The sequence below is a fragment of the Haloplanus vescus genome (assembly GCF_900107665.1).
GTDB classification, from domain to species: Archaea; Halobacteriota; Halobacteria; order Halobacteriales; family Haloferacaceae; genus Haloplanus; species Haloplanus vescus.
This window is the reverse complement of sequence record NZ_FNQT01000003.1, coordinates 207,953-223,234: the sequence shown is the minus strand read 5'-3', so window position 1 is coordinate 223,234 and position 15,282 is coordinate 207,953. Positions and strand designations below refer to the sequence as shown.

Genomic DNA, 15,282 nt, shown 5'->3' with positions numbered 1-15,282 from the left:
ACGCGCCGCCAAAAGGCTACGGCCCGCTCACTCCCCTGCGGTCGTCGCCTCGCGAATCTCCGCCACCGAGGCGTCCGTCTTGAACGCCGTGCCGTGGTAGTGGGCGCGAGAGGCCTCGAAGCCGGCGTCCCGGAGTTCGGCGAGGAAGTCGTCCATCGCGGGCGCCGAGCGCGTCCACTCCTTGCAGAGGCGGTGCTGGTCGTAGTGGGTGGGGCGGTCGAGCTCCGTTTCGAGCGTGTCGAGGGTGCGGCGGGCGCGGGCCGCCTCACCCATCTCGTCGTCGACGTGGCTGGCGACGCGAGCCACGAACTCGGACTCGCGGATAGCGCCCAACCAGAGCGGGCCGGCGGTGACGACGCGATTGCTGCCACAGGCCGGACACGCCTCGGGCGGGTCGGCGATGAGGCCGTACTCGTGGTCGCGGGTGAGACAGTCCTCGCAGTGGTAGACGTGGCCGAGTTCGTCGATGCACTCGTCGGCTTTCGTCGCGCGGCCGTCGAGTTCGAGGTAGGTACGGGCGTAGTGCCGCGAGACGTGCGAGCAGATTGGGCGAGCGGCGGTGTCGTAGCGGGCGGCGGTCCGCACCATCGCCGAGAGGAGGATTCGAAGCCCCATCTCGGGGTGGTAGTCGGTGTTTCGGGGGACGGCGCTGTAGGAGCGGACCCCGCTCTCGAAGTGGGCGCCACAGAGCGGCGCGGTGTCGGTGGCGGTGACACAGACCAGGTCGCGGGCGTTCGAGAACGCGGCGTCGGCGAAGGGGACGGGCGTCCCGAAGGGGTCGAGGTCGATGACGTCGTGGGTCGAATCGTGCATCAGGGCGTTGGCGTCGCGTTCGCGCACGTCGACATCCAAATCGTTGCGAGCGGCGTTCTCGCGGGCGAGGGCGACGGCTTCGGCGTCGGTGTCGGCGGCGGTCACGTCCCAGCCCTCGTTGGCGGCGCGGAGCGCGCGGACGCCACTCGCAGTCATCGCGTCGAGATAGGAGTCGGCGCGGGGTTCGCGCTCGCGGTAGGCTCGGAGGACGGCGACGGTCAGGTCGCGGTTCAGTTCCTGTGTCGGGTTGTAGAAAACGTCGTCGCCGCGGCCCTCGCTCGCGCCGTCGCGAGCGTCGGCCACCTCGAACTCGACTCCACCCTCGGTGACGCGCATGGTCGATGTGGGGTGGGTGCGCCGAAAAACGGCGCGGTTCGCGGGCGAAGCGGAAGTGGCGCGAACGGCCGGGGCGAACGACTCAGAACGGGGTACGACCGGGAAATATCCGGTTTTCGCGGGTTAGCTCGGATTAATTGGGGCGAAGCCGGCCGCGACGGTGGTCCGGGTTGAAGTGGCCAGCGCGGTGGGGAGACGACGATGAAACCAGAACGAATCACGCTCGTCGGCGCCGGCGCGATTATCGTGCTGGCCGCCGTCGCGACGGTGGCACCGTGGCTGACGCCGGGCGTCGTCGACTGGCGCGAGACGTTCGAACTCGTGCTCGCGGGGTCGATGGCGCTGTTCGCGGCGACGGCGCTCACGTGGGCCGTCCTCACCTACGTCGTCGGCGCGGGCTACGAATCGCCGGACCCGGCGTACGGCGCCGACGACGTGCAGGTCCGAATCCTCACCGTCGACGCCGAGTCGGTCGTCCAACAGACCGTCGACTCGCTCCCGGCAGCGTTCGACGACGTGCGCGTCGTCGCGGAGACGGCCATGGACGTCGACGGCGCGACGGTTCACGTCGTCCCCGAGGAGTTCGACTGTGACGCGGTGCGGAAGGGGCGAGCCATCGAGTGGGCGCGCCGACAGTTCGCGTGTGACCGCGAGTACGTCCTGTATCTGGACGAGGACAGCCTGCTGGAGGCGTTCGACGGCCTGCCCGACGCGGACGTGGTCCAGCTGCGCGAGCGACCCCAGCGAACCGGGTCGGTGTTCTCCTATCTCGCCGACGTGTACCGGATGGGCGTCCAAATCGAACAGCGGGCGTTCGCTCGGCTCTCCATTCCCCTGTTCGCGTGGGGTGGCGGCATCGCCGTCCGCCAGTCCGTCGAGGACGAGGTGACGTGGGACCGCGAGACGCTGGTCGAGGACACCGCCTTCGTCTGGACCGCGGCCCAGCACTGTGAGTCGTTCAGTTTCGAACTCGCGACGGCGGTGTGTCGGAATCAAGCGCCGCCGTCGCTGACGGAGATTACCCAGCAGCGCCGGCGGTGGGCGGCGGGGAATCTCCGGGCGTCGACCGACCTGCCCAGCGGCTATCAGGCGCTGACGCGCGTGCGGAACTTCGCGTGGGCGCTCTCGCCGGTCGTGACGCTCGTGGCCGTCCCGCTATCGGTGCTCGGCATCGGCGTCGTGACCACCGGACTGTTCGCGCTGACGGCGCTGGGCTTGGGCGTCCTCACCGCGTTCTGGTATCTCCGCGGCGTGGTGTACTACGGACGGAGCAAGCTGACGTGGGCGCTCGCGGTGCCGCTGACGCCGGTTATCGCCCTCGTGCATTCGATGGGGACGGCCGCCGGCATCGTCGACCCGCCCGAGGAGTTTCGGGTGACAGAGAAGGTGGGCGACGGGTGACGCCACCGCACGGCGTCCGTCCGACCGAACTCCTTTAGACGCCGAGGGACGACGGATTTGGTCGTGAGCGAGGAGGAGGACTGGCGGGCGGCGCTCTCGGCGGCGGGAGCGCTGTCTGGGCCAATCGTCGACGCTATTCTCTCGGCCCACGGTGACCGCGGGCAACGCGCCATCGAAGCCGTCTCGGAGGAGCGAATCAAGCAGTACCGGGATTTCACCGTCGTCGTCGGCCACGACGACGAGTACATCGTCGAGGAGGGCTCCTGCACCTGCAAGGACGCGGAGTACAACCTCGACCAGAGCGACCCGACGGACCTGTGCTGGCACGCCCTCGCCGTCGAAATCGCCGAACGCGTCGACGCCGTCGACCACCACGACATGTGGTACTCCGACGTGCGTGAGTTCATCTGATACGGATTATTGTAACTGTGTTCCGGTGGATCGCCGAGACGGGCGGGCGAACCACCGGTGATGATTTACAATAAACCGTATGAGGGCCACAAGAGTCTCATACACCTCCCCCGAAGCGAGACATTATGTCCCCGACACACCGACACGGACCCCGCGGAATCGACCTGTCCCGAGAAGCGGCGTGGGTCCTGCACGCGGCGGTGGTGGAGCACGCAGAGCGAACCGCCGCGGCGGACGGCGACGTGGGCCGGGTCGTCGCGGTCATCGACCGCATCGAGTCGGGCGCTCGGCTCGACGAAACCGACCGCGAGGTGGCCCGCGAGGCCCTAGACGCGCATCTTGAGAACGCGCCGGAGCGCGACCGAGAGCCGGCAGCAGCTGTTCGGACCGCGCTGGGCGCTCAGGCCTCGTCGAGCCAGTAGTCCACCTCGTCGTCGCGGCGGTAGTAGCCCGCGACGGTTCGCGACTCGGTACTCCCCGGCGGTGAGCCGGCGAAGACGCCGATTTTCCCCGAATCCGGGTAGACGGTCACGTCCGGGTCGTCCATGGTCGAGACGGCGAGATAGCGGAGCGTCTCGTCGCCGTCGTTGCTCACGCGGTGAGCGCCCGCCTCGCCGGCGGGCATGGCGACGTACGCGCCGGCTTCGAGTTCCTCGACGCCGTCGGCGGTACGCAACTGTCCGGTGCCCGCGAGGACGTAGAGTGCCTCCTCGTTGCCGGTGTGGTAGTGGAAGGGCCACGAGCGCTCCCCGGGCGGGAGTTCGTACAGCGAACAGCCCAGCCGCTCGCCACCCGCCGCGGCGGCGAGGCGCTTGCGCCGAAAGCCAGTCTCGTCGTGGTCGACCGTCTCCCAGTCCAGTTCGGCCTCGTTGACGTGCATACCGACGGCTCGGCAGGGGGAGAGAAAGACGCTACGCCGAACGGCGAAATATATATCACTATAGACTGCTATGTGTGTCAAGTAATGTCACGGTATAGTATAGCACAGTTGGACGAGCGGCACGCGGCGCTGTCCGTCTGCGTCGGCGCGTACTTCGCGGTTCGGCTGGCGCAGTTGCTCGTCAGCCCAGTCGTCCCGTCGCTGCGCGACTCGTTCGGCGTCTCGCAGGGCGCCATCGGCGCGATACTCACCGGAATGTGGGTGGTGTACGCCGTCGCGCAGGCACCGAGCGGCGCGGCGGGCGACCGCTACGGGCCGCGTCGGGTCGTCCTCGCCGCCCTCGGCTGTACGGCGGTGGCGGCGGTGGCGCTCGCGGCGGCGCCCTCGCTGCTCACGTTCGGCGCGTTCGCGCTCTTGCTCGGCGTCGGCGCCGGCCTCTACTACACGCCGGCGACGGCGCTCCTCGCCCGGCGCTTCGAGGACGTGGGCCGCGTCATCGGCGTCCACCGGATGGGGAGTCAGGCAGCGGGCCTGGTCGCGCCGGCGCTGGCGACGCTGCTCGGCGCGCGGTTCGGGTGGCGCGTCGCCGTCGGGAGCGGGGCGCTCGTCGCCGTCTTGGTGCTCGGCGTCGTCGCCGTGCGCGGGTCGGGAGGCGCGCCAGCACCGCGGCCGGCGCGGACCGACGGGGGCGCGTCGGTGCGGCCGCGAGCACTCGTCGGCGTCCTCGCTCGCCCGCCGGTGGCGTTCAGCGTCGGCCTCGCCACCGTCGGGGAGTTCGCGTCGCTGGCGACGCTCTCCTTTCTCCCCACGTTTCTCGTCGTCCACCACGGCCTCTCCTTGTCCGCCGCAGGCGCGCTCTTCGCCGCGTACTTCGGCATCGTGGCGGCGCTCCAGCCGGTGAGCGGGTGGGCCGCCGACCGCCTCGGACGAGACGCCGTGACGGGCGGGTTGTTCGCCCTCGGCGCCCTCGGCTACGCGAGTCTGGCGCTCACGGAGGGCGCGCTGGTCGCGGTGCCCGCGGTGGCGCTCGTCGGCGTCGCGATGGCGTGGGGGCCGCCCGTGCAAGCGCGGGCGGTGACGGCACTCGCCGAGACGGATCAAGGCGTCGGCTTCGGCGCCGTCCGCACCAGTTACATCCTCGTGGGGGCGCTCGGCCCCGCCGTCGTCGGAACGCTCGCCGACGACGCCGGGTGGGCCGTCGGCTTCGGCCTCCTCGCCGCCGTGCTCGCAGTCGGCGCCGCGTCGCTCGCCGTCGTCACCTGGCGCGGGACGGCGAAGTAGTGGGGTCAGCAGCGCCGCTCACCAGACGGCCCACGCCAGCAACGCCACGCCGACGGCGACGGCGGGAACGTCCCGCCACGTCGGCGCAAGCGGTGGGAGCGTCGGATTCCACGCGAAACAGCGGGCCTGAAGCGCGAGCGCGAACCGGTCGGCGCGGCCGAACACCCGGCGAAGTCCCGTCACGCCGACGAGTCGAATGCGCTCGCGGAGCGACCGGGCCGTCCCCAGTCGGGCGTGCATCGCCGCGCGAATCGTCGAGAGGTCGTCGCGGAGCAAGGGGAGAAATCGGAGGACGAACCCGACGCCGGCGCCGAGGACGACGCCGACCCGACCCGGGAGAAGCGACTGGATGGCGGCGCGAGACTCCCGAACGGGCGTCGTGCGGATGTACGCCGTCGAGACGAGCAGAAGCACCACGACGCGGTAGCTGGCCAGTCCGGGTCCGACGGCATCGGCAGGGACGAACCACGGCGCCCCGAGCGTCGCCCCCTCCACGAGTGGCGCGGCGACGAGAAAGGGGAGGAAGGCGCGGTAGGAGCGCAGGCTGTCGACCACCGGCGTCGCCGCCACCCAGCAGACGCCGAGGGCGAAGGCGGTGAGGACGAGGAGGCCGCGCGGCGACGTGTGGGCGAAGGCTGCGACGGCGACGGCGGCCTGCACGAACAGTTTGGCGCGGGGGTCGAGGCGGTTGACGACGGTGTCGCCCGTCGCGTCGAACCTCATGGCGGGCGGACGCCGAGCGCTTCCAGTTCCGACGCCGACGGCGACGCCGCGTCGAGCGCGACCGACCCGTCCGAGAGGACGACGACCCGGTCGGCCAGCGAGTAGAGGTCCCGCAGGTCGTGCGTGACGACGACAACGCTGACGCCAGACTCACGCAGAGCGCGCAGGCGGTCGAGCACCGACTCGCGGGCGCGAAGGTCGAGGCCGGTGAAGGGTTCGTCGAGAACGAGGTGGTCGGGGTCCATCGCCAACGCGCCCGCGATGGCGACGCGTTCGCGTTCGCCGCCCGAGAGGTCGGCGACCCGGTCGTCCTCGCGCCCGGCCATCCGCACGGCGTCGAGTGCGTCGGCGACGCGGCGGTCGATTTCGTCGCGTTCGAGTCCGAGGTTCTCGGGGCCGAAGGCCACGTCGGCACCGACCGTCGCGGCGACGAAGCCGTCGCGGGGGTCCTGAAACACCATCCCGACGCTGGTGCGGGCGGCGACCAGGTCGTCGGCGACGGGCCGGCCGTTGACGCGCACCTCGCCCTCGTCGGGGGTCAGGAGGCCGTTGAACCCGCGGACGAGCGTGGTCTTTCCAGACCCATTGGGGCCGGCGAGGACGACACACTCGCCGTCGTCAACGGTGAGAGACACGTCGTCGACGGCCGCCACGTCGTCGTAGCGATACGTGTAGCCGTCGACGGTGATCATCGGGCGACGATGGCGTCGCTGCGGACGATGGCGACCGTCGCCGCAATCTTCAGGCCCGCCACGGGCAGGAAGGGAACGACGACGGCGCTGACCGCGGCCACGAGACCGATGGCCTGGACGAGCGAGTACCCCACCGCACCGGCGGCGTAGACGACGGCTGTCCCCGCGAGCAACCCGACGACGAGTCGCGGAATCGGGACCTCGCTCGGCGGCGTCAACCCGTCGCGCCCGTGGACGACAGCGCCGATAGTCATCGCGGCGAGTGGGAAGCCAATCAGGAAGCCGCCAGTCGGGCCGAGGATGACGCCCAGCCCGGCGTTCCCACCGGCGAACACGGGGAGGCCGATGAGGCCTGCGAGCAGGTAGAGCGTGAAGGCGACGCCCGCCCACAGGGGGCCGAGGACGACGCCCGCGAGATACACCCAGACCGTCTGGAGCGTGATGGGTACGTTCGGGGCGAGCGGATGAACCATATCGACCGGGGCGGTGGCACTGGTCGCGGCCGCGAACAGCACCGCCCGGGCGATGTTGCCCGTCGCCTCGTCGCCGACCAACTCGACCGAATCCGTCGAAGCCGACATACCCACCCCTCTCTCGTAAACCACTTAGTAAATTCTGGTTTACGAAAATCTGCCGGCAGACGTGACAACCAGCGACGATTTCCGCGTACGCGCTCCTTTTCGGTGTCTGGGCCCTCGTATTGACGATGGCAGACTTCTCCATCGACGCGGACTGGGACGCACTCTTCATCGACGGAGAGTGGACCGACGCAGCGAGCGGTGAAACCATCGCGGTGGAGGACCCCTCGACCCGCGAGACGGTGACGACGGTGGCCGCGGGCACCGAGGCAGACGTCGACGACGCGTACGAGGCCGCCGCGGCCGCACAGGCGGAGTGGGCCGAGCAACCCCTCGCCCGCCGACAGGCAGTCATCGAGGAGTTCCTCGACGTGCTGGAGGCCCACCACGACGACGTGACCCACCTCCTCGAACACGAGGTGGGCGGGTCGACGCTCATGGGCGAGACGTCGATGCAGATTGCGACCGACCACGCGACGGAGGCCGCGACGCTCCCCCGGCGGATGAAAGGCGAACACGTCGCCTCGAACATTCCGGGCAAGGAGAACCTCGTCGAGCGCAGTCCGAAAGGCGTCGTGACGGTCATCTCGCCGTGGAACTTCCCGCTGAATCTCTCGATGCGGGCCGTGGCACCGGCCATCGCCGCCGGCAACGCAGTCGTCCTCAAGCCGTCGACGAACTCGCCGATTACGGGCGGCCTGCTCTTCGCGAAGCTGTTCGCGGAGACCAGCCTCCCCGACGGCCTCATCAACGTCGTGACGGGACGCGGGTCCGACATCGGCGACCGAGTCGCGGGTCACCCCGAGAGCGACGTAGTGGCCTTCACCGGGTCGACGTCGGTCGGCCGGCGCGTCGCGGGCATCGCGGGCGAGAACCTCGCGGTCCCGGCGATGGAACTCGGCGGCAACAACGCTCACGTCGTGGCGGCAGACGCCGACCTCGACCGCGCCGTCGACGCCGCGACGTTCGGCTCCTTCGTCCATCAGGGACAGGTGTGTATCTCCATCAACCGCCACATCGTCCACGAGGACATCTACGACGAGTACGTCGAGCGTCTGGTCGAGCGCGCCGAATCCCTCTCGGTCGGGAGCGTCCACGACGAGGACACCGTCGTCGGCCCCATCATCGACGAGTCACAGCGCGACGAGATGCTCGGCTACGTCGAGGAGACGGTCGACGCGGGCGCGACGCTCGAAACCGGCGGTGAGACGGTGCCGGTCGAGGGCGTCGACGACTCGCTGGTCGTCGCGCCGACGGTGCTCTCGGGCGTGACCAACGACATGGCGGCGGCGTGCAACGAGCACTTCGGCCCCATCGCCCCCGTGATTCCGTTCTCGGACGTCGACGAGGCCGTCGCACTCGCCAACGACACCGAGTACGGCCTCTCCGGCGCCGTCCACTCGCAGGACCTCGCCGTCGCGAAGGACATCGCCGAGCGCATGGAGACGGGCAACGTCCACATCAACGACCAGCCAATCAACGACGAGGCCCACGTCCCCTTCAGCGGTATCGGTGCCTCGGGCGTCGGCACCTACAACAGCGACGCCTTCCTCGACGAAATCACCGAGACGAAGTGGATATCCATCCAGCACGAACCGCGGGAGTACCCGATCTGAGCGGCGAGTGCCGATGGGTTTTTGGCCGAGACACGCCCGTCCTGTAATATGGACGAGAAGACCGCGGAGCTACGCGACATCATCCTCGACGCGACGGACGGCGAGGAGACGGTGACGGAGCACCAAGCCGAGCGCCGTGGGTCACTCGTCGACGCCGACCCCGACAGTCCCGAAGTGAGCGACCGCCTGCGCGAACTCGTCACCGCAATGTGCGAACGCTACGACTTCGCCACCGACCTCGACACCGAGACGTACGTGCGGGTGATTCGCGCGTTCTACGACGAGGCCGACGACGACGCCATCGCCGACGCGGCCGGTATCGACACCGAGACGGCGGTCCAAGCCCGCCTCGACTGTCACCTCGTCCGCGAGAGCGACGACTCGGACGCCGCGGAGCGGAGTCGGGACCGGAGCGTCCGCACCAACCACCGCTTCCGGAGCGAGTTCGTCGACCTGTTGACCGACGACGCGCTCTCGGAACGCCTCGCCAGCGACTCCCGCGAAGACGGGTTGCGCGAAGCGACCGAAGATATCGAGACGGACGTCTCGTTCTAAGCGAAGGTTCTTAGCCGGTCCCGCGCAAGGGGCGTGCAATGGCGCAGTCGTCCCCGAACCAGGAGCTCGTCGACCGCTTCGCCCGGTTTTATCGGAACTACTACCGAGACGCGATTAGCCAGCTCGCCCAGCAGTATCCGAACGAGCAGCGCTCCCTCCACATCGACTACAACGACCTCTATCAGTTCGACCCTGACCTCGCCGAGGACTACCTCTCACAGCCGGACCAACTCGGCGACTTCGCGGAGGAGGCCCTCCGCATGTACGACCTGCCCGCGGACGTGTCACTGGGACAGGCCCACGTCCGCCTGCGGAACCTGCCCGACACTGTCGACATCCGGGCGATTCGCGTCCACGACAACCACGTCGGGCGGATGATTGCCGTCTCGGGCATCATCCGCAAGGCGACGGACGTGCGCCCGAAGATAACCGAGGCGGCCTTCGAGTGCCAGCGCTGCGGGACGATGACGTACATCCCCCAGTCCGACGGCGGGTTCCAGGAACCCCACGAGTGTCAGGGCTGTGAGCGACAGGGCCCGTTCCGGGTCAACTACGACCAGAGCGAGTTCGTCGACTCCCAGAAACTCCGGGTTCAGGAGTCACCAGAAGGCCTTCGCGGCGGCGAGACACCCCAGAGCATCGACATCGACATCGAGGACGACATCACGGGCAAAGTGACCGCGGGCGACCACGTCACCGTCACGGGCGTCCTCCACATCGACCAAGTGACGGAGGGCAACGAGAAATCGCAGCTGTTCGACCTCTACATGGATGGGGTGAGCGTCGAAATCGAGGACGAACAGTTCGAGGACATGGAGATTACGGAGGCGGACAAACGCGAGATTATCGAACTGTCGAATCACCCCAGCATCTACGAGGAGATGGTCGCCTCCGTCGCACCCTCTATCTACGGCTACGACGAGGAGAAACTCGCGATGATTCTCCAGCTGTTCTCGGGCGTGACGAAGACGCTCCCCGATGGGTCGCGGATTCGTGGCGACCTGCATATGCTTCTTATCGGGGACCCGGGTACGGGGAAGAGTCAGATGTTGTCATATATCCGAAATATCGCCCCGCGCTCGGTGTACACCTCCGGGAAGGGGTCGAGTTCGGCCGGGTTGACCGCCGCCGCCGTTCGCGACGACTTCGGCGAAGGTCAACAATGGAGTCTGGAGGCCGGGGCGCTGGTGTTGGCCGACCAAGGCATCGCCGCCGTCGACGAACTCGACAAGATGCGCCCGGAGGACCGCTCGGCCATGCACCAGGCGCTCGAACAACAGGAGATCAGCATCTCGAAAGCGGGCATCAACGCCACGCTCAAGTCGCGGTGTTCGCTCCTCGGCGCCGCGAACCCGAAGTACGGCCGGTTCGACCAGTACGAACCCATCGGCGAACAGATAGACCTCGAACCCGCGCTCATCTCGCGGTTCGACCTGATATTCACGGTGACGGACCAACCCGACCCGGACGAGGACGCTGCCCTCGCGGAACACATCCTGCGGACCAACTACGCGGGCGAACTCGAAACCCAGCGGACGAACGTCTCCAACCCCGAGTTCACCGAAGCCGAGGTGGCGTCGGTCACGGACACGGTCGAACCCGCCATCGACCCCGACCTCCTGCGGAAGTACATCGCGTACGCCAAGCGCAACTGCTACCCGACGATGACCGACGAGGCGCAGGCGGCGATTCGAGACTTCTACGTCGACCTGCGCTCGAAAGGCGCGGACGAGGACGCGCCGGTGCCGGTCACCGCCCGGAAACTCGAAGCGCTGGTTCGCCTCGCGGAAGCGAGCGCCCGCGTCCGACTCTCGGACACAGTCGAACAAGAGGACGCCAAGCGCTCGACCGACATCGTGCGCTCGTGTCTGCAGGACATCGGCGTCGACCCCGAGACGGGCGAGTTCGACGCCGACGTCATCGAGACGGGCACCTCGAAGAGCCAGCGTGACCGCATCAAGAGCATCAAAGACGTCATCGAAACCGTCGACGCCGAGTACGAGGGCGAGGCGGGCGCGCCCATCGACGCCATCGTCGAACGCGCCGGAGTCGAGGACATCTCCGAGGAGAAGGTGATGGACCAGATAGAGCAGCTGAAGCGGAAAGGCGACGTGTACACGCCGGCGACGGACCAGTACAAGGTGGTCTGATGGACCGCATCTCCACGATTCGAAACGTCGAGCAGGCGCTTCGGGCGTTCGAAGAGGGAGAGGCGGACCTCGCGGCGACCGAAGAGCGAGTGCTCGCGACGCTGCGGACGTACGCGACGGAGTTCGACGACGAGACCGGGCTGGGGGCGTACGCAGGGCGAGGCGACGAGGCCGTCGAGGGCGTCGTCGTCGTTGCTGAGTCGCGGGCCGCGGCCAGAGAGCGGGTCGCCGAACACGCCTCGGACCCGCCAGAATCGTTCGACGTCGAGCGATTGGGATGACTGCCGGTACCGATACCGTTAGGTCACACCGCGTCTCCAACCGGAGACGTTGCTACTCGTCGTCACGTACTCGCGGGCCGCGAGAACGACGCTTCGAAACGTCTGCCGAACCCACGAGTCGACGGTGGTGCGTTCGCTCGGCCGGGCGGCGCTGTTCGAGGAGACAGAGCTCGGAGCCTTTCTGGCGCTTCGACTCCGCGCGAAACACAGCGGGGACGTACAGGTCGAACGGACCGACCCGTTCAACGAGTTCGAAACCGTCCCGGAGTCGGTCCGCGAAGCCGCCGAGGCGTACGAGGACCGCGACACGCCGAGCACGCCGTACGCCAAGTTCGCGTCGGGGACGGACCACCCAGACCCCGAGAACATGCGCGAAAGCGACCTGTGAGGTGACGGGAGACTGAGCCGTGCGCGTCGACTACGAGGGCCGAACGTACGCGGGAGCAGTCGTGGATTTGCGCGATACTGACGTATCGCCAGCGGCCGTTGTGCGGGCCGTCAGAGAGGGAGAGTCGCCAGTCACCGTCGACTGCCCCGACCCGAGCGCCGTCCACGATCACGTCGCTCGCCTCCCGCCGGCGACGTTCGACTTGCGGGCGGCGCTCGCGGCGGCGGCACGAGCGCTCGGCCACACGTCGCCGTCGCAGTCGGCACTCGAGGACGCACGGGAAGAGTTGGCGTCGCTGTCGCCGCCGACGGTGGAGGTGGCAGACGCGCGACGACGCGTCGCGGCGGCGGGCGACCGGGAAGCACGACTGCGAGAGCGGGTCGCGGAACTGCGCGGGCGTTTGCAGGCCCGCAAGGAGGTAGACGCGGAGACGGAGTCGATAGAGGAGCGACTGCAGGAGGCGACGAGCGAACTCGCCGAGAGCGAGACGGAGCGCATCGCGGCCGAGCAAGCCCTCGAACAGGCGGAACGGGCCGCGAGAGCGGCACGCGACCAGCGTGACCGGCGCCTCGAACTCGAGGACCGCGTCGCGAACCTCGAACGAGAGGTCAGGCAGGACTTGGTCGGCGACGTCTGGGAGCGCTTCCGAACCGCACTCGACGCCGTACCGGGGCGCGGAACCGCGGCCGAATCGCCGGGGACGTACGACGGCCCGCGGACGACGGCAGCGTTCGCGGTGGCACGGCTAGCGCCACTCGACGCCCCGGTCACGGTCACAGCCGAGGCCGATATCGCCGCCGAAACGGCGAGGACGACCCTCGACGCGCCGGTGATTTATGTCGGATAGCGCGGCCACGCGGGCGTATGGAAACCGACTGGTCAGTCACGTCGCTCGACGGGCGAGCGGACGTGACGCTCGTGACGGTCGAGGTGCGTAACCCGTCGTCGGTCCCCCGTCGCGTCCGAGTGACGAACCGACTCGACGGCCGCGTCCTGCCCCCGCGTCGGGACGGCGTCCCCGAATCCGGATGGGACGAAGAAGGGTTCGAGAGCGTCGTGTCGTCGGATGGACGGCGCGTACTCGGGTACGCCTGTTCGGCACCGGCCCGCCGGCCGCCGGTGTCGGTGGCCGACGAGGGGCGTGCGGCCGACGCTGAAGAGAGTACCACGGCGGCGACGGTGCTGCGCGAACTCGGCGATGCTCGACCGCCGGCGGACGCGCTACCGTCGGCAACCAATGCAACGGAACGTTCAGCGGACGAGGCGACAGAACGTCCAGCAGACGAAGCGGCAGAACGTTCGGCGGACGAGGTGACGACGAGCGGCGACGCCACAGCTGAGGGCATACCAGACGCCGTCGAAGCGTGGCTCGATACCGTCGCCGAACGCGTCGAGCGCGGGGAGCGAGTGACCGACGCATCCGTCGAGACGGCGACGACAGTGCTGGAGTCCGACGAGGCAGACATCGCGGCGCTCGAGGAACGCATCGCGAGCGACGCACAGGCGTTGGCGACGGTCGAACGCCGCGTTGCGGCGCTGGCGGAACGGGCGGAGGCGGTCGACGTGCCGGTCGAAGCGCTCTGGAGGTTGTCGTGATTGTCGCCGTCGCGGGCGGGAAAGGCGGTGTCGGCAAGACGACCGTCGCGTACAACGTCGGCGCGGCGCTCGACGCCGTCGTCGTCGACGCCGACCTCGGGATGGCGGACCTCCCCCGGGGCCGAGGACCGGACCTGCACGACGTGCTCGCCGGACGGGCGTCGGCGACGGAAGCGGTGCGCGGCGGAACGGTGTCGGTGCTGCCGTGTGGTCGCTCGCTCGCCGGCGCCCGGGCAGCGGACGTGAGTCGGTTGGCCGAGGTGCTCGAACGGGTGGCCGCCGAGGCGGGCGACGTGGTCGTGGACTGTCCCGCGGGCCTGCGTGCCGACGTTGGCATCCCCCTCGCCGTCGCCGATATCTGCATACTAGTCGCGTCGCCGCGGCGCTTCGCGCTGGCGGACGCGGTTCGGACGCGAGAGTTGGCGCGGGAACTCGACGCTGGGCTGGCAGGCGTCGCACTCAATCGCCTCGATGGAGCGGACGACGCACCGACCGACGCGTTCCGACAAGTCCTCGGGGCGCCGGTCACGACGATACCCACGGACCCGCGGGTCGGGCGGTCTGTCGAAGCGGACCAGCCGATAGTGACGGCGGCACCGGAATCGGACGCAGCGGCGGGTGTTCGGTCGCTCGCCGACGCGGTTCAGTCCTGCAAGAGCTGGTAGGTATTGCGGACCGTAACGGGAGTCACGTCCGCGACTTCGGCGGCATCGCGCTGGGTGAGCGATTCCCCGGCGTCGCGGGCGGCGGTGTAGAGACAAGCCGCGGCGACGCCACTCGGATTGCGGCCGGCGGTGTCGCCCGACTCTCGGAGGCGGCGAGCGTACGTTTCGGCGGCCCGCTGGACCGCCTGACTCACGTCAAGTTCGCTGGCGTAGCGTGGGACGTACTCCGCGGGGTCGATGGGGCCGGTCGGGATGTCGAGTTCGCGATTCAGCGCGCGGTAGGCAGCCTGGTGTTCGTCCTCGGTGGCTTTCGCGGCGTCGACGACTTCCTCGACGGTCCGCGAGACGGAGCAAGTTCGGCAGGTGGCGTACACCGTCGCCGAGGCGAAGCCTTCGAGCGAGCGTCCGCGGAGGAGGTCAGCAGACTGCGCCGACCGGAACAGCGAGCACGCCGACTCGCGGATGTGCTTCGGGAGCGACAACGCACTCACGAGCCGTCGAATCTCGGTGAAGGCGTACACCTGATTGCGCTCGCGCTTGGACGATATCTGAGCCCGGTTGTGCTGGACTCGCATGCGCGAGAGTCGACGACGCTTCCGCCCCTTCACTCGCGTCGACCGCCCGATATCGGTCGACAGCCCGCGGTCGTGTCGCGACTGCGTCAGCGGTGCGCCCGTCCGCTCGGGGTTCGTCTGATCGTCGTCGAACGACCGCCACTCCGGACCGTGGTCGATGCAGTACTCGTCGACGACGAGTCCGCACTGCCCGCAGACCGTCTCGGTCCCGTCGGCGTTCAGTCGTCCACTACACTCCGGGCATTCGGCCTCGCGTGCCTGACTCATCACACGTGAAGATAGGTCCCGATGGAGTATTTAAACGAGGGCGCGAACCGGGAAATTCGGGGCGAGCGGGCGTG

The 15,282-nt window shown here is 68.9% G+C and carries 18 protein-coding genes; 12 read left to right on the top strand and 6 right to left on the bottom strand.

What is annotated here, in order from left to right; all coding sequences use genetic code 11:
- Positions 1 to 27: 27 nt before the first annotated feature.
- Positions 28 to 1,149 carry a tRNA (guanine(26)-N(2))-dimethyltransferase gene (locus BLU18_RS11090; RefSeq protein ID WP_092635031.1) on the bottom strand — a complete coding sequence of 374 codons (1,122 nt, stop codon included), beginning with the start codon at positions 1,147 to 1,149 and terminating at the stop codon, positions 28 to 30.
- 201 nt (positions 1,150 to 1,350) lie between these two features.
- Here BLU18_RS11090 and BLU18_RS11085 point away from each other — a divergent pair, with 201 nt between their 5' ends.
- From BLU18_RS11085 to BLU18_RS11075, 3 genes are all read left to right on the top strand, one after another.
- Positions 1,351 to 2,550, top strand: coding sequence for a glycosyltransferase family 2 protein (locus BLU18_RS11085; RefSeq protein WP_092635029.1), 1,200 nt, complete (start codon positions 1,351 to 1,353; stop codon positions 2,548 to 2,550).
- 63 nt (positions 2,551 to 2,613) lie between these two features.
- Entirely contained in the window at positions 2,614 to 2,961 is a 348-nt protein-coding gene (locus BLU18_RS11080; protein ID WP_092635027.1) for an SWIM zinc finger family protein, read from the top strand.
- Between the two features lie 125 nt (positions 2,962 to 3,086).
- Positions 3,087 to 3,383: a DUF7853 family protein gene (locus tag BLU18_RS11075; protein ID WP_092635025.1), complete on the top strand. Its 297-nt coding sequence runs from the start codon at positions 3,087 to 3,089 to the stop codon at positions 3,381 to 3,383.
- On the opposite strand, the gene BLU18_RS11070 is transcribed toward BLU18_RS11075, so the two are convergent.
- Positions 3,362 to 3,841: a cupin domain-containing protein gene (locus BLU18_RS11070; protein WP_092635023.1), complete on the bottom strand. Its 480-nt coding sequence runs from the start codon at positions 3,839 to 3,841 to the stop codon at positions 3,362 to 3,364. The genes BLU18_RS11075 and BLU18_RS11070 overlap by 22 nt on opposite strands.
- An 84-nt stretch (positions 3,842 to 3,925) precedes the next feature.
- On the opposite strand from BLU18_RS11070, the gene BLU18_RS11065 reads away from it, so the two are divergent.
- A complete protein-coding gene (locus tag BLU18_RS11065) occupies positions 3,926 to 5,122 on the top strand; it encodes an MFS transporter (RefSeq protein ID WP_092635021.1) in 1,197 nt (398 codons plus the stop codon).
- Positions 5,123 to 5,140: 18 nt separating this feature from the next.
- On the opposite strand, the gene BLU18_RS11060 is transcribed toward BLU18_RS11065, so the two are convergent.
- The 3 genes from BLU18_RS11060 to BLU18_RS11050 are packed head-to-tail and all read right to left on the bottom strand — an operon-like array spanning position 5,141 to position 7,118.
- On the bottom strand, positions 5,141 to 5,845 hold the full coding sequence (locus BLU18_RS11060; RefSeq protein WP_092635019.1) for an energy-coupling factor transporter transmembrane component T family protein: 705 nt from the start codon (positions 5,843 to 5,845) through the stop codon (positions 5,141 to 5,143).
- Positions 5,842 to 6,537, bottom strand: a complete 696-nt coding sequence (locus BLU18_RS11055) for an energy-coupling factor ABC transporter ATP-binding protein (protein ID WP_092635017.1) — start codon at positions 6,535 to 6,537, stop codon at positions 5,842 to 5,844. The genes BLU18_RS11060 and BLU18_RS11055 overlap by 4 nt, the downstream gene beginning before the upstream one ends.
- Positions 6,534 to 7,118 carry a biotin transporter BioY gene (locus BLU18_RS11050; RefSeq protein WP_092635015.1) on the bottom strand — a complete coding sequence of 195 codons (585 nt, stop codon included), beginning with the start codon at positions 7,116 to 7,118 and terminating at the stop codon, positions 6,534 to 6,536. Before BLU18_RS11050 ends, BLU18_RS11055 begins: the two co-directional genes overlap by 4 nt.
- Before the next feature lie 125 nt (positions 7,119 to 7,243).
- On the opposite strand from BLU18_RS11050, the gene BLU18_RS11045 reads away from it, so the two are divergent.
- From BLU18_RS11045 to BLU18_RS11010, 8 genes are read left to right on the top strand one after another with little or no spacing between them, the layout of a single operon-like run.
- On the top strand, positions 7,244 to 8,731 hold the full coding sequence (locus tag BLU18_RS11045) for an aldehyde dehydrogenase family protein (protein ID WP_092635013.1): 1,488 nt from the start codon (positions 7,244 to 7,246) through the stop codon (positions 8,729 to 8,731).
- 48 nt (positions 8,732 to 8,779) lie between these two features.
- A complete protein-coding gene (locus BLU18_RS11040; protein WP_092635011.1) occupies positions 8,780 to 9,286 on the top strand; it encodes a hypothetical protein in 507 nt (168 codons plus the stop codon).
- Positions 9,287 to 9,324: 38 nt separating this feature from the next.
- Positions 9,325 to 11,436 carry a minichromosome maintenance protein MCM gene (locus tag BLU18_RS11035; protein ID WP_092635009.1) on the top strand — a complete coding sequence of 704 codons (2,112 nt, stop codon included), beginning with the start codon at positions 9,325 to 9,327 and terminating at the stop codon, positions 11,434 to 11,436.
- On the top strand, positions 11,436 to 11,717 hold the full coding sequence (locus tag BLU18_RS11030; RefSeq protein ID WP_092634999.1) for a DUF7854 family protein: 282 nt from the start codon (positions 11,436 to 11,438) through the stop codon (positions 11,715 to 11,717). Before BLU18_RS11035 ends, BLU18_RS11030 begins: the two co-directional genes overlap by 1 nt.
- A 49-nt stretch (positions 11,718 to 11,766) precedes the next feature.
- A complete protein-coding gene (locus tag BLU18_RS11025; RefSeq protein WP_092634997.1) occupies positions 11,767 to 12,105 on the top strand; it encodes a DUF7855 family protein in 339 nt (112 codons plus the stop codon).
- Between the two features lie 19 nt (positions 12,106 to 12,124).
- On the top strand, positions 12,125 to 12,952 hold the full coding sequence (locus tag BLU18_RS11020) for a DUF7856 family protein (protein WP_143025260.1): 828 nt from the start codon (positions 12,125 to 12,127) through the stop codon (positions 12,950 to 12,952).
- A gap of 17 nt (positions 12,953 to 12,969) precedes the next feature.
- Complete coding sequence (locus BLU18_RS11015; RefSeq protein WP_092634993.1) at positions 12,970 to 13,701, top strand: DUF7857 domain-containing protein; 732 nt, start codon at positions 12,970 to 12,972, stop codon at positions 13,699 to 13,701.
- A complete protein-coding gene (locus BLU18_RS11010; protein WP_092634991.1) occupies positions 13,698 to 14,366 on the top strand; it encodes a nucleotide-binding protein in 669 nt (222 codons plus the stop codon). The genes BLU18_RS11015 and BLU18_RS11010 overlap by 4 nt, the downstream gene beginning before the upstream one ends.
- Here the strand turns inward: BLU18_RS11010 and BLU18_RS11005 are convergent.
- Positions 14,345 to 15,208: a transcription initiation factor IIB gene (locus BLU18_RS11005; RefSeq protein ID WP_092634989.1), complete on the bottom strand. Its 864-nt coding sequence runs from the start codon at positions 15,206 to 15,208 to the stop codon at positions 14,345 to 14,347. The two genes, BLU18_RS11010 and BLU18_RS11005, sit on opposite strands and share 22 nt — an antisense overlap.
- Between the last annotated feature and the right edge of the window lie 74 nt (positions 15,209 to 15,282).